We start from the raw sequence: 20,991 nt of genomic DNA, 5'->3' as shown, positions 1-20,991 counted from the left end.
AGGAAGAGCGGTCTCGGCGACCGGCTTAGCGGCCGGTTTTCAAACCCGCGAGCGCCGCGAAGGGATTCGGGCGCTCTTCGCGGGCGCGTTCTTCGGCCGCTTCTTCCTCGGCGCGCTTTTCTTCGAAGACTTCGGTGCCTTCGCACCCTTCGTCGTGCGAGGTCGTGGCGGGAAGCGACAGAATCGCCTCTTCTTCGACCCAGGCCGCAATCGAGAAGCGGTTCGAGCCCACGGTCACTTCTTCGTCCTCTTCGTCTTCGTCGACCGGAATCGCGTCGGCTTCCGCTTCGGTTTTCACAACGAGAAAGACCGCGTCCGAGTACACCTCGGTCGGGACGGGACCGTTGCAAAAGGCGCAGGGCATCGCCACTTCGCCTTCGATTTCAAGGCGCGCCGCCGGGCGCCCGCGGCGCTCGCCGAGCCCTTCGGCGAACCAGCGGATTTCACCCGTCGTGTCGGCGAGAAAGGCCGAAAGCTGCGGCATGTCCGCCACGGAAATCGTGCCCGACAGGGTCTGACGACGGCGGGCGAATTCAAAAATGTCGATCGTCTGCATGGGACGTCCTCGAGTCCTTGAAGTGAGAAGGTGTGCACGAATTGTACCGAGAGGAAAGAAAGGACGAAGGCCGAAGGAGGCCCTCCGCGGTTTTCGCGGAAATCCGCCCGCTTCGGGGACCCGCTACAATGACGGGATCATGACTCAGCCCACTCTTATCCTTGCTTCGAGCTCCCGCTACCGCCGCGAGCTCCTCAACCGTCTCGGCCTCGACTACACCACGGAGAGCCCCGACATCGACGAATCGAGCCTTCCCGGGGAGACCCCGAAGGACACCGCGCTGCGCCTTTCGGAAATGAAAGCGCGCGCCGTGCAGGCGAACCACCCCGGAGCGGTCGTGATCGGCTCCGACCAGGTGGCGGACTTGAACGGCGTGAAGCTCGGGAAGCCCCACACCTTCGAGCGGGCCGTCGAGCAGCTCGAAGCGATGCAGGGGAATACCGTCGTCTTCTACACGGCGCTCTGCGTCCTTGACGCCCAAGGGAAGGCCGAAAAGCTCGTGTCGGCGACGACCGTGAAGCTGCGTCCGCTCACGCGCCGCACGATCGAAGCCTACGTCGAACGTGAAAAGCCCTTCGACTGCGCAGGCGCAGCGAAAATCGAAAAGCTCGGCATCGCCCTCATGGAAAGCGTTTCCTCGGACGATCCGACCTCGCTGATCGGTCTGCCGCTCATGAAGCTCACGACGCTTCTCGCGCACGCGGGCATCGAAGCGGTCGACGGGCTCGGCGAAACCTGCTGAGCATTTCCGCGCTCTCTTTTTTCTTCTTCGAAGGACCTCCGAGCGCCGTTTCGGAGGTCTTTTTCGTTACCGCACCGTTTCCGCCGTGCGTTTCCACCGCGAGGCTCCACCCATGCCGGGCACCCTCTACCTCTTTCCGAATCTGATCAGCGACGGTACGGTCACGGCCGCGCTTCCTCCCGACGTCCGTTCGCTTGCGGGCCGGATCGACCACTGGCTCGTCGAGGCCGCCAAAACCGCCCGCAGTGCGATTCGCACCTTCGGGCACCCGAAGCCCGTTGCCGAACTCTCCATCGTCGAAATCGGGCACGACCCCGATCCCGCGCAAATCGATGCGTGGCTCGAACCCCTGCGCTCGGGCTTTGACATGGCGGTGCTCTCCGAGTCGGGGTGCCCGGGCGTTGCGGATCCGGGCGCTCAGATCGCGGCGCGCGTGCAGGCGGCGGGCGGCCGCGTCGTGCCGCTCGTGGGGCCTTCGTCCATTCTCCTTACGCTCATGGCCTCGGGCCTTGACGGGCAGCGCTTCCGCTTTCTCGGCTACCTCCCGATTCGCGAAGACGAACGCCGTGCGGCCTTGAAGCACGCGGAAAGCGAAAGCCGTGCGTCCGAAACTCAGCTTTTCATCGAAACGCCCTACCGCAACAGCTCGATGATGACGAGCCTCGTGGAGACGCTCAGCGCCGACACGCGCCTGACGGTCGCAACCGACATCACGGGCGCGACCGAATCGATTCGCACGATGCGCGTCGACGCGTGGAAGCGCCTCTGGCTCGAAAAGCCCGAAGAAGAGCGGACGCTTCCGAAACTCCCCACGGTCTTTGCGCTTCTGGCGGCCCCGTCGGGTGCCGCGGCACCGCGTTATGCGCCCGTGGGCGCCGCGCGCAAGGGGGAAAAGAACGTGGAAAGGAAAGGCGAAAAGAAAACGGAAAAGCACGGCAAGCTCTCGGGACACCGCGCGCACGGGGCGAAGTCGTCGAAGTCCTCGCACGGTGACGCCTCGCGACGCACGGGCACGGACCGTGCGCCCAAGGGAGGTCGTCGATGACGGCGCTCTCCGCACTGCGCGACTGGCTCCTCTCGCCCGCGGGCCTCGCGGCGTTGGGCGTCCTTCTTTTCATCCTCATTACGATCGCGCTCGCCTCGGTCGTACTCAAGATCGTGCGCGCCGTTCGCGGGAGCGGCAAAGCCCGCGCGCCCTCAAACGATCCGTTGGAGCGCGCCGCGAAGCCCGCGAAGTCGCGCGGCGCGATCGGCCTTGCGCGTCTGCGCGAAGCGACGACCGCCCGCTTTTCGGGAACCGCAGAACCCCGCTTGGGGAAGCGCCGCGACGAGCGCGAAGGGGACGAGAGCAACGATCCGACGGCGGCCGAGGCCGTTCGGGGCGGCGTTGCCGTTTCCGCTGCTTCGAGTGCGCCGGCCGCATCGGTTGGATCGGCGCCTGCCGTACCGGTCGCATCGGTCGCCCCCGAAGCGCTCCCCGCCGTTCGCCTGGGGGACCTCCTCTTGTCGCTTCCCTTCCGTCCGATCGAAGGGCTCACGACCGGGCACGCGAACTTTTGCGGGATGTCGATCGAAGCGGTCTTTTTCCCCGGCGCCGTGAACGGGCTCGCCAACCCCGTCGAGCGGATCGTGCCCTTTTTGCCGCCCGAAGCGTGCACGCTCCTATTCAAGGAGTCGGACCGCGCGACCTTCCGTGCGGGCGACCTTTTCGCGCAACCCGACGCCGTGATTCGGATTCCGGGCGGGCTCGTCTCCGTCGAGTACAAATCGAAGGGGGGCCGCAACGACGACCCCGAGCGGTGGGCGGAACAGATTCGCGAGAAGGATCTTCTCCAAGCCGTCGTGAACGCGCTCGTTCTCTCCGCCGAAACGCAGGAACCCGTCGCGGCGATTCTGCGTACGCACAACGCCGCCTACTTCCTCCGACCCACGGCGGAATTGAAGCGCATCGTCGAATGCTCGGTCGAACCCGCGTGCACGATGCTCCGCTCGGCGGGGAACACCCGCATCGGGATCGGCGCGGCGGACCTCGCGGGGATGCTCGCCGTCACGGTGTCGACCCGCTGGCCCAAGCCGCGCCATTCGGGGCACGAGGCGGGCGAAGCCGCACACCGCGAGATGCTCGACCGTCAGACTTGAGAGACGCAGAAAAAACGAAGACCGCCGCAAAGCCCGGGGTGCCGAAGGGCGCCCCGGGCTTTGCGCTTCTCCGGACCGATTTCCCCGGATTTCCCGAATTCCCAAGGAAAGAGGGACGCGCTACGCTCTTTTGAAAGGCGCCTTCCGAGTTCCGGCAGGGCGCCTTCTTCCCCGAGGCAAAGCAGGCGGCGCCGCCCCTCTCGGAGTACGTTGCGGTTCTCGGCGCCCGTCGGGAGGCGCCGTGCTCGAAGCTCTGCAAAGTTCGCTTGCGAACGTCTTGATTCTCCTACTGGTGTCGGCCTGCGGCTGGTGGGCCGCCCGACGCGGAACGTTCGGGGAAAAGGAGCGCGCGGCGGCTGCGAAAATCGTCACCTTCACGCTCCCCTTTTTTCTTTTCCATTCGGTCGTCTCGAAGTTTTCGCACGAGGCTCTGATCGAACTTCTGCAAACCGCGTTCGTTCCCTTTGTGACCGTCGGGATCAACACGGCGATTTCGCTCCTTCTCATTCGCTTCGGGCTTGTTCGGCGCGAGGTGCGCGGAGCTTTCGTCGCGTCCTTTACGGGGTCGACCGTGCTCTTTGTCGGCGTGCCGCTCACGACCGCCCTCTACGGACCCGAAGGGATTCCGTACCTTCTCGTCTACTTCTTTGCGAACCTCGTCTTCATCTGGACGGCGGGGCTCTACGCGGTGAAGCTTGACGGTGTTGCGGCCCGCGGTGGCCCGAAGCCCGCCCTCGTTTCGCCCGAAAGCCTGCGGATGCTCCTTTCGCCTCCGTTTCTCGCGTTTCTCGCGGGGCTTTTCGCGGTGGCGGTTCCGATTCCCGTACCCGACGTCGTTGCGGGCACGACCCGCACGATCGGAGCGATCACCTCGCCTCTGGCGCTCCTTTTCATCGGGATAGTCGTCCACCGCGTGGGGCTCGAACCCTTCAAACATTTGCCGCTTGAACTCAAGCTCGTGCTCGCGTCGTGCTTCATCATTCGGCCGCTTGTGATGTACCTCGTCACGATGCCTCTCGACATGGACGAGATGATGCGGCGCGTCTTCGTCACGTCCTCCGCCATGCCCGTTTCGTCCGTCATCGCGGTCTTGTGCCGAAGCGCAGGCGCGGACGACGCGTTCGTGTCGGAAGCCGTGGGCGTCACGACGATCGGCCTCGTCGCGGCGCTGCCGCTTCTCTGGGCGATCGCGAACTTCGCCTAAGGCCGCAGGGAAACGGGGAAAACTGAAGACCTGGGTACGAGTGCATACAAATTCGCTCTTCGGCCTCTTCGCTCGAACGGCTATCCTCAAAGAAACCGCGGCCCTCGGACACTCCGTCATTCGACCGTTTTTTGATCTTTCGCGCTTTTGCGCTCGTGCGTTCGTGCATTAGCACGGACCGCACGTCCGCACATCCGCATGCATCGGGAATGCTCGTGAGGCCGCACCCACGGAGGAACCATGTCCAAACTTTCCGCTTTTGCGCACCGACCCGCCGTCGAAGGACGTCCGTCCGCATTGCGTACGGCCCTTGATGCCGCTCTTTACCTCGCGCTCGGATCCGCGGGCGCGCTTTCGCTTCTCCAGGGCGTCGCAGCCGCACCGGCCGCTCAAGCCCCGCAGACCGACGGGAACGAGCCCTACCCCTTCGAGCGCGCGCTCGGCGTGACGGAAGCGGGAACGCGCGCGGAAGCTGAAGCCACCCAAAGTGCTCAAGGCGCGGCGCGTACGGACGCGAAGACGACCGCCGCGAGCGCGGTGCTCGTCCCAAAAGCGCACGCCTCGACGGGGGCCTTCACGCCCCTCACGGTGACGCTTCTTCCCGATGAAAAGGCCTGCCGCGCGCTCTGGGGCGACGACTGGTACGCGAAGTGCCGCCGCTCGATCGGACGTGCGGGCTCGCGCGTCGAGGGCATTCGCATGACGCCCGCACTCCCGGGCGTGTGGCGCGCACAAGGCTCGTCGCTTGTCTTCACGCCCGAAAAGCCCTGGCGACCGAACGAAACCGTGCGCGTCGACCTCTCGGAATTGGTGCTCCCCTCGGGCGTGCGTCTCACCGCCCGCGAGGCAACGGCGACGCTGCCGCCCCTTGCGCTCGTGTCGGACGAAAGCGCCCTTTTGATCGACCCCGATCCGAAGGGAAAGCGCTTTGCGACCTTTGAGGGGACGCTCACGACCGCAATCGACCGCGCGGACTTCGAACGGCGCTTCGAGGTCGAGTGTGTGACCGGGAACCCGAAGGCTGCGAAGGCGGACTTGCCCGAGCTCGGGCGCCCGCTCTTTATCTGGGAAAAGGACGCGCCGGACGCCTTTTATGTTCGGATTCCGATTCTGAAACTCGGGCGCGATCCCGCGGAACTTCGGGCGACGATTCCCGGGGCGGCCGCTTCCGTGCGAGCCGACGATTCGGGCGGGTGGCTGACGACCGCGGGGACGGATGCCTCCGGAAACGCGCAGTTGGCGCTCGGCCTTCCGGGCGAGTCGACCCTCTTTCAGGTGACGGGCGTCTCGATTTCAAGCGCCCGTGACGAGAACCTCAACGACCTCTATGAAGTGCTCGTCACGACCTCGATGAACGTCACGACGGAAGAGCTCGTGCGCGCCTTGGAAGTGAAACTCCTTCCCGAAAAATTGAACGACGACGCCGCTTCAACGACGAACTGGTCGGCGGCGCCCGCCTTGGATGAGAACGTCCTGAAGCGCTCGACGCCGTTGAAGGCCGTCTCGGCGGACGCGGCCGACGCGCCCGCCGTCGAGCATCGCATTCGCTTTACGGCGCCCGCGGGCCGCTACGCCGTCCTGCGACTCCCCGAAGGCTTTGCCGCACCGGGCACGGCGGGACTGCGCACCGCGTGGACCGCGGCCGTGGCGCTGCCCGACCCCGGAAGTCGGCTTGACTTTTTGCAGCCCGGTCACGTGCTCGCCCTCTCGGGCACCAAAACGCTCACCTTCGCCGCCTCGGCGGTCGACGAAGTCGACTATCGGATCGTGCGCGTGCGGGACGCCTTTCTCGCGTCTGCGGCCGACATGCCGCGGGCGCTCACGAATCCCGCAACCTCCGACACCGCGGTCGACGCGCGCACGGGGACGATCGCGCTCGGCGCGAAAGGCTCTGCGGACGCCGCCCGGGAAACCCGGTTCGGTGCGATCGACTTCGCGCCCTTCCTCGCCGAGGAGGGACCGGGCCTCTACCGCGTAACGCTCACGGGCTTTGTGACGGACAAGGACGGCAAGCGCCGCGCCCGCACGACGACGGAACGCTCCGTCCTCATTACGAATACGGGGCTCGTCGTCAAAGAAAACGCCGACCGCTCGATCGACGTCTTCGCGCTCGAACTCGACACGGGGGCCCCCGCCTCCGAACGTACGGCGCTCCTTTTGGCCGCGAACGGGACGGTCCTGCAGCGCTCGACGACCGATGCGACGGGGCGCGCGCGCTTCGATTCGACGGCGGGGCTTGAGCGCGAAAAGCGTCCGAGCGCGATTCTTCTCAAACGCGAAGCCGACGGGAAAACGACGGACCTCGCGTGGATTTCGCTCTCCGACTTCGAAAACCTCTCGAACCTCTCGCGCTTCGATACGGCGGGGCGGGCAAGCAGTGAAAACCTGGCGGCCTTGGCGTTTGCGGACCGCGGCCTCTACCGCGCGGGCGAAACCGTGCGCTTTGCGGCGGTCGTCGCGTCGACCGACGGAAAAGCGCTCCCCGAGGGGCTTCCGCTCAAGTTGCGCGTCACCGACGGGCGCGGGCGAACGCTTGCCGAACGCGCCCTGCGGGCGGGCGAAGAAGGGCTCGTCAACTTCGACTGGACGATCCCGAAAGACTTCGTTTCGGGGTCCGTGCGTTGCGACGTGACGGTCGGGGACGGGCGCATTCTTTCGACCGCACGCGTCGCGGTCGAAGACTTCGCGCCCGAGACGCTGCGCCTTACGGTCGAGACGGGCACGTTGCCCGCTGGGTGGGTGCCGCTAGAAAACCGCGAAGCGCTCCTCACGCTCCTGCAACGTACGGGCTCGGCAGCCGAAGGCCGTACGGTCTCGGGGACGCTCTTTGCGACGAACGCGGGCGTGATCACGTTCCCGGGGTGGGAGGACTTCGACTTTCTCGATCCCCTTCCCGCACCCGTCGTCGCGTACCGCGAATTCCCGATTGCGCCCGTCGACACGGACCGCACGGGCGCGGCGCGCGCGACGCTCCCGCTCGGAGAACTCACCCCGGCCACCTACCGCGCGAACGTGCATTGGGAAGGGTTTGAGCTCGAGGGCGGACGAGCCGTGACGGAAGAGTCGGCGTTTCTCGTCTCGCCCGCGCGCCTCATGGCGGGCTGGCGCTTGGTGGAAACGAGCCGCACAACCGACTGGCTCGCTCAAAACGCGCCCGTCGCGATGGAAATCGCGCTCGTCGACCCGAACCTCAAACCCGCGGCGGGGATGACGCTTGCGGCACGCTTCTCGAAGCGCCGCAGCGTGACGGAACTCGCCGAAGACGCGTCGGGGCGCGTCACGATCCGCGACGCCTACGCGACCGTGCCCGCGGGCGAAACGCAGGCCGTGACCGGCCCGGATGGGCGCGTCGTCGTGAAGCTTCCGACCGCCGAAGCGGGCGACTTCCTCGTGGAACTCGCCACCGCCGACGGGACGGCGCTCGGGCGCATTCCCTTCCACGTCGCGGCCGACTCGCTCGAAGCCGCGACCGAAGAGTTGCAGACGGCCGAAGTGAAGGCGGTTCTCGAAAAGACGTCGGTACGCGCGGGCGAACGCGTAAAGCTTTCCGTGCTGTCGCCCTACCGCGGCAAGGCCCTTTTGACGCTTGAAGGCGCCAGGGTCGAAGACGCCCTCTGGGCGGACGTCGAAGCGGGCGACAACGCGATCGAGTGGACCGTACCCGAGGGCGTTGCCCCGGGGCGCCACTACCTCCACGCGGCCGTGATGAAAACGGCGGCAAATGTCTCGTCGAAGGCGTCGCCCTCCGACGCGCGCCTCTTGAAGGGCTACACCGAAACGGTGCTCCCCGTTTCGATCGACCGCGATTTGCGCACCGCCAAGGTGACGATCACGACCCCCGAACGCACGGACTCGCCCCGGTCGATTCCCGTGACGGTCGCATCCGACCGACCCGCCAAGGTCTTCCTCTGGGCGGTCGACGAAGGCGTTCTCGCGCTCACGAACTACGCCACGCCCGACCCGGCGCGCGCCGTTCTCGACGACCGCGCGCTCGGCGTTGAAACGCGGCAGTTGATCGAACACCTGATGCCCGACGCGCCCGCGTTGCCCTCGACGCTTTCCGCCTTCGGCGGGGACTTCGAAGCGCGTTCCGCCATGGGCGCCATGACGAATCCCTTCCGCCGCACGGGCGTCGAAACCGCCGTCTGGTGGGGCGGGCTCGTCGAAACGGGCCCCGAAGGAAAGACGTTCGAAATGACGCTTCCCGAACGCTTCAACGGACGGGTGCGGGTCTTTGCGGTGGGGACCGCCGAGCCGCTCGAAGCGAAATCCGATGCGAAGTCCGAGAAGGCCTCGGACGATACGGGTCGCGCGCTCGTTGCAGCCTCCGCCGCCGCGACCGTGGCGCCCCCGTTGGCGCTCGAACCCGTGCTTCCCGCCGCGCTCTCGCCCGGCGACACCTTCCGAGGGGCGGTGCTCGTCACCCGCAATGCGCAAGGTGAAAAAAAACCGACGACGGAAGAAACGGTTGAGGCCTCCGTCACGATCGACGCGCCCGACTTCGCGCCGCAGCCCGCTTCCGGGACCGTGTCGCTTCGCACGGGTGCGACGGAAACCTTTGCGGGCACCTTCACGGCGCCCTCGGAATCGGGGCTCTTTACGCTGCGCGCGAACGCGACGGCAGGCGACCTCAAGGCCTCCGCCGACGAAACGATTTCGGTGCGACCCGCAACGCTCTTTGAGACGACCCGCTCGGGCGGCAGGCTCGGCGGGAAGAACACGGATGCGAAGCCCTCCGCTCCGACGGACGTTGCCTCGGCGCGCCTTGACGCGAAGGGGGCGGAGATCGCCTGGCCGGGTGCGCTCTACCCGATCGAAGCCGACACGCGGCTTTCGGTTTCGCGCCTTCCGGTGCCGCTTTTGTCGGGGTGCCTTTCCGCGTCCGCTCCCGCCTACTGGGGGACACTCGACGAGCGGTTGGCCGCGGCGGCTCCTTTGCTGCTTCTTGACGAAACGCTCTGGCGTGCGGCGGACGGCCCCGCCACGGCGGGCGCGAGTGAGGACGACCGCCCGACGCCGCGTCCCGCTGCGAACGGAGATGCGAACACGAACGACAAGCTCCCGACCTTCGCCGAAGAGCGCGCGACGCGCCTTGCCGCGCTGCGCGCGTCGATTCGCGAGCACCTCGGCGCCCGGGGTTTGAGCCCCTACCCCGGGGGCGAGCCCGACGCGGCGACGAGCGCCGAAGCGTTGATGACGATGCTTGACGCCCGACGCGTTGATCCCTCCGTCGACGAAGAGATTCCCGCGCTGCGCCGTTCGCTTGAGGCGTCCCTCAACGACCTTCCCGAAACGCTGGAGGAAGCGCGAGACCGCGCTTACGGCCTCTGGGTTCTCACCCGAGAAGGGACGCTCGTTGCGGACCGGCTCGAAAGCCTGCGTCGCACGGTGACGGAGCGCTTCGAGGGGGCGCCCGGGGACGCCCTCTGGGTGTACCTCGCGGGGGCGGCGGACCTCATGCGGATGAAGGACGCGGCCCGGACATTGCTCCCCACCAGAATCGATCCGAACGCCCGCACGACGGACCTTGCGCGCATGACGACGGTTCTGGCGGAAGCGGCCGCACGACCCGACTCCGCCCTTGCCGGACAAGCGAACGCGGCGAAACTCAAGACGCTTTCGACACGCCTCACCGAAACCGCGCTCGACGCGCTTTCGCGCGACGATCTGCGTCCGCTCGATGCGGCCCTCACGGTGCGCGCGCTCATGCGAAGCGGCACGTTGGGAGAAGCGAACAACGCCCGAACCAATGATCCCGCGCCCGTCTGCACGAAGTGGGCCGAAGGGTTCGAGCCCCGCGCCGAGACGCACCGCACGCCGTACGGCGTCACGGTGACGGCGCCGGGGTGCCTCAACTTCCGGATCGACGCGACCGAAGCGGGATCGCTCGACGGCCTCTACTGGAGTGCGATCCGCTCGGGCTTTGCGCGCGACGCGGCGCCCGGGCCCGTGCGCGAAGGGTTTGAAATCGAGCGGCGGTACTTGAACGCCGCAGGCGTAGAAACCAACGAATTCGCCCTCGGCGAACTCGTCACGGTCGAAGTGCGTCTGCGCGGCTACGGCGGCGCGCGATTCGACGTGCGAGACGCGTTGCGTCAAATTGCGGTGACGGACCTTCTTCCGGGCGGCTTTACGCTCGCCGACGCTCCGGGCACGCCCGTTGAAGTCGTGACGGGCGAAGAAGCGATCTCGACCGAACGCGCCGAAGACCGCATCCGCTTCCTCCTTGAGCGCGTCACGAGCGAAGAGTCGATCTATTCGTACCGCGTCCGCGCGACGACGCCCGGCACCTTCCGCACGGCTCCGCCCGCGGCCGAGTCGCTCCTCTCGCGCGCGGTGCGCGCGCGGGGAACGAGCGCAACGGTGGTTGTTCGGGAAGATCGCTCGGAGCGCTGAGCGAGAACACTCCGCTCGTTCGTCGAAGTGTTGCATCGACAACCCCTCGCGAACGGGCGGCTTTCCCGAATACAAGTCCGACTCTGCGGATGGTTTTGTGTTGTCATGACAACACTTCGTGCGTCCCTTCAACCCGGGAGCACGAAGTCTTCACACGCGTTGCGTGCGACGACGTCCGGCACCTTCCGTACGGCTCCGCCCGCTTCGACGCCGTGCGAAACGGGCGGGGAACTCCCGGGATTTTCCGGGCGCTCTTTCAGATCAAAAAGGCGTGCGCCTTGGCCAACGCCGACATCGGCGCTCTCGATGCGAACGTCGCGCAGGCCGTCGCACAGGCGGCCGACCGCGCGCTCGAGGGTGCTTTCGACACCGAATTCCCGCTCGACATCTGGCAGGGTGGCGGCTACACGATTCTCAACATGAACGTGAACGAAGTGCTCGGCAACGCGGCCAATGAGATCCTCACCGGTCGCAAAGGTCAGGAGCGCGTTCATCCGAACACCCACGTCAACATGGGCCAGTCGACGAACGACACGATTCCCTCCGCAACCCACCTCGCTATTGCCCCCGAACTCGACCGCATCGTCGACGGGCTCGATGCCCTGGCCGCGGTTTTCGCGGCCAAGGCCGAAGAATTCAAAAACATCGTAAAAGTCGGTCGCACCTGCTGGCAGGATGCCCTTCCCCTGACGCTCGGACAGGAATTTTCCGGCTACGCCGCGCTCATGCGCCGCCTGGCGGGCAAGTGCCGCGCGCTTCGTCCGGGGTGCTTCGAACTCGTCATGGGTGGGAGCGCCGTCGGCACCGGTCTCGGCACGTCGCCCGGATACATGGATGCCTTCTATCGTCACATCTCCGAAATGCTCGGTGAAGACGTGCGTCCGGCAGAAAACCTCTTCGACGGCTTTCAGAATGCCGACTTCCTCGTATCGGTCTCCGGCGTCGTGCGCGAAATCGCAACGTCGCTTTCGAAAGTCGCCAAAGACCTGCGCCTCATGTCGAGCGGTCCGCGCTCGGGCTTCATGGAAATTCAACTGCCCGCCTGCGCTCCCGGCAGCTCGATCATGCCGGGGAAGATCAACCCGACGGTTCCCGAAATGGTCGTTCAGATCGCCCACCAGGTGGTCGGCAACGACGTGGCCGTCACATTGGCGTACGAAGAGGGCGAGCTCGACCTCAACGTCTGGGACGCGACCTTCTACAAGTGCCTCTTCGAAAACCTCGGGCTCGTTGCCGAAGAACTCGTGATCTTCCGCCGCGACTGCGCGGAAGGCATCACGGCCAACCGGGGGCGCTGCGCGCACGAAATCGAAACGTCGATCGCCCTCTCGACCGTCGTGGCGGCGACATTCGGCTACCCCGCGGGCGTTGAGGTCGCGCATTACGCCGAGGAGCACGGCGTCACCGTCAAAGAGGCCGTCCACGCTCTCGGACTTATGACGCCCGAAGAAGCCGAGCACATGATCGATCCCGCGCTGATGACAAACCCCGCCCGCATGGCCGAGGCCATCCGCGCCTTCCGCAACGCCCGCTGAAACGAAGGAGTGCCCCGCCGAAGCCCCTGCGAACGGTGACGTTCGACGGGTGTTTCGGCGTTTCGGGGCGCCGAATTGTTCGTCCGGGTTCGTCCCGAACTCGACATGCATCGGGCTTTCGGTCGACAATGGATCAAGCGTCAATAGCCGTCAAAAGGTCGGCTGCACTTCGAGTTCCACCCTTTGCCCGTCCCCCCATGGCACTTCTGCGCACCACTGCAATTTCCGTCGCCCTCACGCTCGGCACCGCGGTCTCTCTGGCGGCGGGCCTCTGGGCGTGGGCGAAACTCATGCCCGCACCGCCGCTCCTGGAGTCGGTCCCCTACGCACGGGCCGTCTTCGACGCGGACGGGGAGCTTTTGCACCTGAAGCCCGCCGCGGACGGGCAGTATCGCCTGCCCGTGCGGCTTGACCGCGTGAGCCCCGAAGCGCTCAACGCGGTCGTGCGCTACGAAGACCGGTGGTTCTGGTCGCACCCAGGCGTCAATCCCTTTTCGGTCCTTCGCGCCGCCTGGCAAAGCGTCGCAGGCGGGCGCCCGATCGGCGCTTCGACCATCACGATGCAGGTGGCGCGCATGGAGGGGGGCCTCCAAACCCGCACGTGGGCGGGGAAACTCCAACAGATGCTCATGGCACTTCGCTACGAAGCGCACTACGACAAGCGCCGGATTCTCGAAGCCTATCTGACGCTCGCTCCCTACGGAGCGAACGTCGTCGGGATCGAAGCCGCGTCGCTCGTCTGGTTCGGGCACTCCGCGGAGCGCCTCACGCCCGTCGAAGCTGCGGCCCTTGCCGTCGTGCCGCAAAACCCCGTGAAGCGTCGGCCCGACGCGGCCAACCCCGAATTCGAAGCGCAGCGCCGACGCGTGGGCGAGATGCTCTTGGAAGAAGGCGTGCTCGATCGACGTTGGGCGGAAGCGCTGCGGCTCCCTTTGCACGTACGGCGCACGACGGACCTTCCGTTTCTCGCACCCCACTACACGCGACTCGTGGAGTCGATCGCGCCCGAAGGCGTGATCGAAGGGACCCTGCGCCTTGACGTGCAGCGCGACGTGGAGCGGCTCCTTGCCGCCCACGTGGAGCGGCTTCGCGCCTGGGGCATCAAGAACGGCGCCGCCGTCGTACTCGACACCCGCACGGGCGGACTCGTCGCACACGCGGGTTCGAAAGACTTTTTCGATTCCGACATTGCGGGCGAGGTCGACGCGTTCACCGCGTTCCGGAGTCCCGGCTCCGCCCTGAAACCCTTCATCTACGGGTTGGCGCTCGACCAGGGGCTCATTCACTCGCACACCGTTCTCCTCGACCGCCCGAAGAGTTTTGCAGGCTACGCCCCCGAAAACGCGGACGGCACCTTTCGGGGACCCCTCTCGGCGGAGGACGCGCTCCTTTCGAGTCGCAACGTCCCCGCCGTGGAACTCGAGCGCGAACTCTCGCCCGACCTCTACGACATCCTGAAGCGCGTCGGCGTGCCGCTCAACGACGATCGCCGTCACTACGGGCTGACGCTCGCTTTGGGCGGCGCCGAGGTGCGGATGGCGGACCTCGTGCGGCTTTACGGGGCGCTCGCCACGGACGGACTCGTGAAACCCGTCGAACTCGGGCGCGTGAGGAGCACGGACGCAACCCAAACGCCCGAGCGTCCCGTCCTTTGGGGCGACCCCAAACGCATTCCCGTTCTCTCCCCCGAGAGCGCCTTCGTCGTTTCGGTCATGCTCGCCGATCGGGGCGACACGGTGCGAAACCGTCGCAACGGGCGGGTGCATCTCCGGTGGAAAACGGGGACGAGCAACGGCTTTCGCGACGCGTGGGCGGCGGGGTTGGTGGGGCCCTACGTTCTGGTCGTTTGGCTCGGGAACTTCGACGGCCAATCGAACCCGTGGCTGCGCGGTGCGGAAACGGCCGTGCCGCTCTTTCGCGACATCGGCGCCCTGCTCGCGCGGGACCTCCCCGCCGAACCCCTGCGGCTCACGGAAGCGAACGTTCCCAAGGGGCTCAACGTCACGCGCGAATCGGTCTGCCGTGCGACGGGCGACGTGGGGCAGCCCCTTTGTCGGGATCGCGTCTCGGCGTGGTTCATCCCCGGCGTCTCGCCCGTGCGCGACAGCGGAATCCTGAAGGAAATCTGGATCGATCGGGCGACGGGGTTGCGCGCCTGCCGGTTTGACCCCAAAACGACCGAGAAGCACCTCTGGGAATTCTGGCCTTCGGACGCCGCGGCCGCCTTCCGGGCGGCGGGGATCGTGAAGCGGCCGCCCCCGCCGTGGATGCCGGGGTGCGAAGAGAACGCCTCGACCGATACGAACGGAAGGGGCTCGGCGGCTGCGGACGCCGCCTCGGCCCCCGTCGTTTTAACGCCCGTGGCGGGCCTTTCCTACCCCGCGAACCGCCTCTCCGGAGGTGCGCCCGTTGCGCGACTGCGCCTGCGGGCCTCGGCCCCGACGGGGACCGGAATGCTCCATTGGTTCGACGGCGCGCGCTATCTCGGCGAAAGCGCTCCGGAGCGCGACCTTGTGGCGGAGCTTGCCCCGGGGACGCATCGGCTCGCGGTCGTCGACGAAGCGGGCCGCACCGCAAGCGTGACGGTGCGCGTGCGGCGTCGCGATTGACGCTCAAATCTCCGTCCCGGGGTTTCTGAGGTGTTCGCCTTATTGCACCGCGACGAAAACCTTTGCTAGGATGGACGCACTATGTTCCAGAACCTTCACGCCTCCGTCCCTGCGACCACGCAGTTCTCGTGGTGGTGGCCCCTCGAAAAACTCGAGCGGGCACGGTGTCGTGCACGGTGAAAATTCGTCGGACTACCGACTTTTCCCGCAGACGACACACAACGGAGAGAACCTCCGGAACGTAGATGAAAAGCCCGCTCCTCGCGGGCTTTCGTCGTTCACGGACCGTTGAAATCAAGAGCCCGCCCGAAGCCGAAGGCTTCCCCTTCCGACTCTTGAGAGAACGCACCATGATCGACCTTCACGCCAACACCCTTTCGTACGTTGCCTTCGCGCTCCCGCAGCTTCGATGGCGCCGCGTCTCCCGCATTTCCCTTGACGACGCAGGCACCTTCACCGAGGCTTTCCGGAGACTCCGACATGACGTACGACGTTTCTTTTTCCGCTGACTTTCCCTCTGAAACGCGCGAAACCGCCGCTTCCGCGACGCCCGATCGCCCCCGCTTTTTCGGCGGCCCCGCGGCGCTGCTTCTGCCTCTGGCGCTGTTCGTTGCGACCACCTTCGCGCTCTTTTCCGTCGAACAGGCGTTCGACCTCTACGGTCTCGCCGCGGCGGGGCTCGCGGCGCTCTTTGCGGGAGCGCTTCTTTCCAAAACCCCGGCCCTCTACTGGAAAGCGGCCGTCGCGGGCGCGGCGTCGACGCTGACGGGGACGGTCGTGCTGCTCCTGCTTGCGGCCGGGGTCTTTTCCGCCGTCGTCAAAGCGGGCGGTGCGGCGGACGGGGTCGTCTACCTCGGGAACCTCTTGAACCTCTCGGGGAACGCCTTCACGGTCTTCGCGCTCCTTGCGGCGACGCTTTTCGGCACCGCCACGGGCTCCTCGATCGGGACGTTGCTCACCGCCGTGCCGCTTCTTTTCCCCGCCGGCGTCGCGCTCGGCGCGGACGCGTCGCTTTTGGCGGGGGCGTTACTTTCCGGGGCCATTTTCGGCGACCACCTCTCGCCCGTTTCGGACGTCACCGTGATTTCCGCCATGACGCAGCGCACGACCGACGGGCGCAGCCCCGAAATCGGCGCCGTGGTGACGACGCGTCTTCCCTATGCGTTGCCCGCACTCGGGATCGCGCTTCTCGGCTATGCGGTCCTTTCGGGTGACGCGCAGTCCGTTGCGACCGCTTCGGGTACCGCGAACGCCGCGACGCTTCCTCACCTTCCGGAACTTCCTTCTCTTCCGCAAGGCGACGCCGCGGGCCTCGCGATGCTTTTGCCCGTGTTCCTTCTCATTGCCGTGGCCGTCCGCACGCGGGACGTGCTCACCGCGGCGGGTGCGGGGATCGTGTCGGGGCTGGCGATCGGTCTCGCGACGGGGCGCTTTTCAGCATCCGACATCCTCGGCGTTCACGAGGGTGCGGTCTCGGGGATCCTCTACGCGGGCGTGACCGGTATGGGCGGGATCATTCTTCTTTGCATCACGCTTTTTGCCTTCACCGAAGTCGTGACGCGCTCCGGGCTCGGCGAGGCGGCGGTCGAGAAGCTTCTCGGCACGAACACTGTCTCCGAGAAGAGTACGGGCGGCGCGCTGCGGGTGGAAATTCTCCTGGCCGCGGCCACGCTCGTCGTAACGACCCTCTTTGCGGCCGTCACGAGCGCTTCGACCGCACTTGTGGGGGTTCTTGCGAACGACCCCGCCAACCGCGCGGGGCTCGATCCCCTGCGCCGCGCCCATCTGCTCACGGGCTTTGCGAACGGCCTTCCCGTCCTGATGCCCTTTTCGGCCTTCATCCTCATCCTCACGGGGATTCTCTCGGGCCTTCCCGGGGGCGACGCGGTGACGCCCGTCGCGCTCGGCCTCTCAAGCTTCTACCCGCTTGCGCTTACCGCGGTGCTCGTTTTTTCGATCGCAACGGGGTTCGGGCGCACGACGAAGGGGCTTGCGGCGAAGGCCCTCCCTTCGACGAATCTTTCCGCCCCCCGTTCGGCCCGTTCGGCCCGCTCCGAAGCCGCGCTTTGAAATTCCCAAGGAGACTTCCGCCATGACCGAATCCGACACCTTTGAGCTCTACGACCTCGAAGTGCACGTCGAGGGCGACCCCGACACCTTCGTCTGCCGCCACCGCCCGGGGCTTGCCTTCGCGGTCGAAGGCGAAGACCTCGTCTTTCCCGAGGGCGGGCGCTTTTCTTTCTACGCCCTCGGAGCGCTTCTGCCGCTGCTTGCCGCAAAAGAGCGCCCGACCGCTCGAAACGACTGGATGACGACCGACGCCCTCATCGCCTGTCCCGATCCCAATTGCGGGGCGAAATTTCGCATCGTGCGCCGCGCGAAGCGCACGCTCTCGCACGGAGCCTGCACGGTCGTGCCGCTCGGGCGCCCGAAGGAGGACGCCGAATAAGGCCTCTGAATAAGGACGCCCTTTCGTTCTCTTTTTTCTTCCGATTTTTCTTCTTGTTCTCGTTTCTTGGAGCACCGCACCATGCCCGCTTCGCACTTTGTTTTTCCCGACGGCTACACCATCCCGCGCGTCATCAACGGCGGCTGGCAGCTTTCGACCGGCCACGCCCTCGGGGCGCCCCTGGACATGAAGGACGCGCACGACGCCTTTGCGCGCCTCTTGGACCTGGGGCTCGACACCTTCGACGGCGCCGACATCTACACGGGAGTCGAGGACTTTTACGGCACGATCGTTCGGGAGCGGCGCCGCGCGGGACTGTCGCTTCCGCGCATTCACACGAAGTTCGTCCCCGACCTCGAAGACCTCGCACGCGTCGACTATGCGTACGTCGAGCGCATCTTGACGCGGTCGCTCGCACGCCTCGGACTCGAAGCGCTCGACCTCGTGCAATTCCATTGGTGGGATTACGAGGTCCCCGGCATGGTCGAGTGCGCGGGGCACCTCGTGCGGGCACAGGAAAAAGGGATCGTGCGTCGGATCGGGACGACGAACTTCAATCGGGCGCAACTCGAGCGGCTTCTCGACGCAGGCATTCCCGTCGTCTCGAACCAGTGCCAGTATTCGGCGCTCGACCGTCGTCCGGAGCGCAAGAGGGGGTTGGCGGAGCTCGCGCGCAAACGAAACGTCGCCCTTCTCTGTTACGGCACGGTGGCGGGGGGCTTTCTTTCCGAGAAATGGATCGGGCGCGAACGGCCCGCGAGTTTTGAGAATCGGTCGCTCGTCAAGTACGACCTCGTGATCGAAGACTCCCTCGGGTGGGAGGGCTTCCAGAAGCTCCTCGGGCTCCTTGAAGAGATCGGGCGCCCCAAGGGCCTCGGGATCTCGCAGACGGCGTCCCTCTACGCCCTGGGAAAACCGGGGGTCGGTGCCGTCATTCTCGGTACGCGCAGCAGCCGCCACATCGATGCGGCGGCCGCGCTGCTTACGAACGACCTCACGCCCGACGAGCGGCGCGCCCTCGACGCGTTTCTCGCCGACTACCCGACGCTCGAAGGGGACGCGTTCGACCTGGAGCGCTTGGAGGGCGGCAAGCACCGCGCGATCATGAGGATGAACCTCACGGAGAGCACGACGGGCCGGTGAGAAACTCCGCGTTACCGACCGAAACGCCCGAGCCCTGTGCACTCCGGCGAAATTGCGTTATCGTGGATTCAAACGGAGGAGAAAAATTCGACAACCGGCCGGGAAGGTTTGAAGACGCCCGAAAGACGTTCCAAAGACGCCATAAAGCAGAACCCTCGGCCGGACGCTCCTCGAAGGAGTCCGCCATGCGCAAACCCACCATCGCCCTCATGCTCGCCGCGAGCGCGCTCGCTCTCGCCCTCTCGGCGCCGGCGGGCGCCCGTCCGCCCTTCCCGCCGCACGGCCATCGGCCGCCGCCCGCTTTCCACCGGCCGCCGCCTCCGCCCGTTCACTACCGCGTGCACCACGATCACGATTATTGGGTGGCGCCGCTTTTGGTGGGCGGAGCGCTTCTCGGCACGCAGCTCTACCTCGACTCGCGCCGCGAACCCGAAGTAGTCGTCGTTCCACAAACGACCGTTCCTGCGGCACCGCCCGTGCCGCAGGTCTACACCTGGTACTGGTGCGAGAGCGAAGGCGCCTACTACCCGAGCGTGCCCGCCTGCCCGCTCGGATGGACTCCGGTCACGGGCACGAGCCCGACGCAGCCGCCCGCGCCGCCCCGGTAAGTTCAACGGGTACCGGGCGACGCCGCTCGGTGCCCCGCCAAGACGAAGCCCCGACATCCGTTCGGTTGCCGGGGCTTGTTGTTTGTTGTTTCCTGCGACTCTGCGGGACTCAATCGACGTCGTCCGAGAGGACCGCACGCAAAGCGTCCGCCAGGCGGTCCACCGCCACCACCCGCAAGCCTTCGATCGGGGTCTTCGGGGCGTTCGCGCGCGGAATGACGGCCTTCGAGAAGCCGAGCTTCGCCGCTTCGCGCAGACGCTCCTGCCCGCGGGGTGCCGGTCGGATTTCGCCCGCGAGACCCACTTCGCCGAAGACAACGAGCCCCTTCGAGAGGGCTTTGTTGCGGATGCTCGAATAGATCGCCGCCAAAACCGCCAAGTCCGCGGCCGTTTCGGAAATTTTCACGCCGCCCACGGCGTTGATGAAGACGTCCTGGTCGAAGCACGCGACACCCGCGTGACGGTGCAAAACGGCCAGGAGCATCGAAAGACGCTGCGCATCGATCCCGACCGCCAAACGGCGCGGCGCGGGACTGTGGCTTTCGTCGACGAGCGCCTGAATTTCGACGAGGAGCGGACGGGTCCCCTCCTGCGTGACGAGCACGGTCGAGCCCGGGATGTTCGACTTGTATTCCGAGAGGAAAATGGCCGAGGGGTTCGTAACGCCGCGAAGCCCGTGGTCGGTCATCGCGAAGACGCCGAGTTCGTTCACGGCGCCGAAACGGTTTTTGAAAGCGCGAATGAGGCGGAAATTGGAATGCGTGTCCCCTTCGAAGTAAAGGACCGTGTCGACGATGTGCTCCAAAATGCGCGGCCCCGCGAGCGCCCCGTCCTTCGTTACGTGCCCGACGAAAACGAGCGTGATCCCGTGGCTCTTCGCGATGCGGGTCAAGCGCGCCGCGCACTCGCGCACCTGCGACACCGACCCCGGAGCACTGTCGAGCTGCCCCGAAAAGAGCGTCTGAATCGAGTCGATCACGACGAATTCGGGCTTTTTCTCGGAGAGGACCGCTTCGATCTGTTCGAGCTCGATTTCGCTCATGAGCTGCAGACCGTGCGGATCGATCTGAAGGCGCTGCGCGCGGATCGCGATCTGCGAGGCGCTTTCTTCGCCCGAAACGTAGAGGGCGCTGACGCCCAACTGCTTCAAGCGCGCCATCACCTGAAGAAGAATCGTCGACTTCCCGATCCCGGGGTCCCCGCCGATCAACGCCACGCCCCCGCGCACGAGGCCGCCCCCCATCACGCGGTCGAATTCGCTCAGGCCCGTAAGAATGCGGGGCGCTTCGTCGGTGCTGACGTCGGCCAGGTCCTGAAGGGCCCCCGTCGTGTCGACGAAGCCCTTCGGGGCGGGGCGGCCCGAACCGTAACGGGCGGCCGCGCCTTCGGCGACGGTGAATTCTTGGAGCGTATTCCAGGCTTTGCAGTGCGGACACTGGCCCTGCCACTTCGCCGTCGTGCCGCCGCAGTCGCTGCAGACGAATTCGATGCGGGGCTTTTTCGTTTTGGGTGCCATCAAGCGTTCCTCGCGAGGGGAGCGCCGGGCGCTCCCCGAAGAGACGAGTCGGGAAAGGATTTGGAGAAAAGACGGGAAGGAAGCGGTGCCGGCG

At 66.3% G+C, this 20,991-nt stretch carries 14 protein-coding genes; 11 read left to right on the top strand and 3 right to left on the bottom strand.

Going from position 1 to position 20,991, the window contains the following annotated elements:
• Window positions 1-25: 25 nt before the first annotated feature.
• Window positions 26-556, bottom strand: coding sequence for a YceD family protein (locus tag S6FBBBH3_RS03745; protein WP_120176480.1), 531 nt, complete (start codon window positions 554-556; stop codon window positions 26-28).
• A gap of 139 nt (window positions 557-695) precedes the next feature.
• Between S6FBBBH3_RS03745 and S6FBBBH3_RS03740 the strand changes: the two genes are divergently transcribed.
• From S6FBBBH3_RS03740 to pbpC, 7 genes are all read left to right on the top strand, one after another.
• Window positions 696-1,298: a Maf family protein gene (locus tag S6FBBBH3_RS03740; protein ID WP_120176479.1), complete on the top strand. Its 603-nt coding sequence runs from the start codon at window positions 696-698 to the stop codon at window positions 1,296-1,298.
• Window positions 1,299-1,410: 112 nt separating this feature from the next.
• Entirely contained in the window at window positions 1,411-2,343 is a 933-nt protein-coding gene (locus tag S6FBBBH3_RS03735; RefSeq protein WP_179950565.1) for an SAM-dependent methyltransferase, read from the top strand.
• Entirely contained in the window at window positions 2,340-3,437 is a 1,098-nt protein-coding gene (locus S6FBBBH3_RS03730) for a hypothetical protein (RefSeq protein WP_120176478.1), read from the top strand. Before S6FBBBH3_RS03735 ends, S6FBBBH3_RS03730 begins: the two co-directional genes overlap by 4 nt.
• Window positions 3,438-3,678: 241 nt before the next feature.
• Window positions 3,679-4,641 (top strand): AEC family transporter, encoded by a 963-nt coding sequence (locus S6FBBBH3_RS03725; RefSeq protein ID WP_120176477.1) that lies wholly within the window; start codon window positions 3,679-3,681, stop codon window positions 4,639-4,641.
• Window positions 4,642-4,881: 240 nt separating this feature from the next.
• Complete coding sequence (locus tag S6FBBBH3_RS03720) at window positions 4,882-11,037, top strand: MG2 domain-containing protein (RefSeq protein ID WP_120176476.1); 6,156 nt, start codon at window positions 4,882-4,884, stop codon at window positions 11,035-11,037.
• A gap of 89 nt (window positions 11,038-11,126) precedes the next feature.
• Window positions 11,127-12,572, top strand: a complete 1,446-nt coding sequence (locus S6FBBBH3_RS03715) for a lyase family protein (protein WP_120176475.1) — start codon at window positions 11,127-11,129, stop codon at window positions 12,570-12,572.
• Between the two features lie 197 nt (window positions 12,573-12,769).
• Entirely contained in the window at window positions 12,770-15,181 is a 2,412-nt protein-coding gene (gene pbpC, locus S6FBBBH3_RS03710; protein ID WP_170143807.1) for a penicillin-binding protein 1C, read from the top strand.
• A 278-nt stretch (window positions 15,182-15,459) separates the two neighbouring features.
• Here pbpC and S6FBBBH3_RS10975 read toward each other — a convergent pair whose 3' ends face one another.
• Window positions 15,460-15,663, bottom strand: coding sequence for a hypothetical protein (locus S6FBBBH3_RS10975; RefSeq protein WP_123957634.1), 204 nt, complete (start codon window positions 15,661-15,663; stop codon window positions 15,460-15,462).
• Between S6FBBBH3_RS10975 and S6FBBBH3_RS03700 the strand changes: the two genes are divergently transcribed.
• The 4 genes from S6FBBBH3_RS03700 (at window position 15,662) to S6FBBBH3_RS03685 (ending at window position 19,381) form a co-directional block, all read left to right on the top strand.
• A complete protein-coding gene (locus tag S6FBBBH3_RS03700) occupies window positions 15,662-17,251 on the top strand; it encodes a Na+/H+ antiporter NhaC family protein (RefSeq protein ID WP_120176472.1) in 1,590 nt (529 codons plus the stop codon). The two genes, S6FBBBH3_RS10975 and S6FBBBH3_RS03700, sit on opposite strands and share 2 nt — an antisense overlap.
• A 22-nt stretch (window positions 17,252-17,273) precedes the next feature.
• Window positions 17,274-17,630, top strand: a complete 357-nt coding sequence (locus S6FBBBH3_RS03695; RefSeq protein WP_120176471.1) for a TIGR04076 family protein — start codon at window positions 17,274-17,276, stop codon at window positions 17,628-17,630.
• 81 nt (window positions 17,631-17,711) lie between these two features.
• Window positions 17,712-18,773 carry an aldo/keto reductase gene (locus tag S6FBBBH3_RS03690; protein ID WP_120176470.1) on the top strand — a complete coding sequence of 354 codons (1,062 nt, stop codon included), beginning with the start codon at window positions 17,712-17,714 and terminating at the stop codon, window positions 18,771-18,773.
• A 185-nt stretch (window positions 18,774-18,958) separates the two neighbouring features.
• Window positions 18,959-19,381 carry a hypothetical protein gene (locus S6FBBBH3_RS03685; RefSeq protein WP_120176469.1) on the top strand — a complete coding sequence of 141 codons (423 nt, stop codon included), beginning with the start codon at window positions 18,959-18,961 and terminating at the stop codon, window positions 19,379-19,381.
• Window positions 19,382-19,490: 109 nt separating this feature from the next.
• On the opposite strand, the gene radA is transcribed toward S6FBBBH3_RS03685, so the two are convergent.
• On the bottom strand, window positions 19,491-20,897 hold the full coding sequence (radA, locus tag S6FBBBH3_RS03680; RefSeq protein ID WP_120176468.1) for a DNA repair protein RadA: 1,407 nt from the start codon (window positions 20,895-20,897) through the stop codon (window positions 19,491-19,493).
• Window positions 20,898-20,991 lie beyond the last annotated feature (94 nt).

The sequence above is a fragment of the Sutterella megalosphaeroides genome, from assembly GCF_003609995.1.
Lineage (GTDB): Bacteria > Pseudomonadota > Gammaproteobacteria > Burkholderiales > Burkholderiaceae_F > Sutterella > Sutterella megalosphaeroides.
The sequence above is the reverse complement of the archived record's forward strand: the minus strand, read 5'-3'. Positions and strand labels throughout refer to the sequence as shown.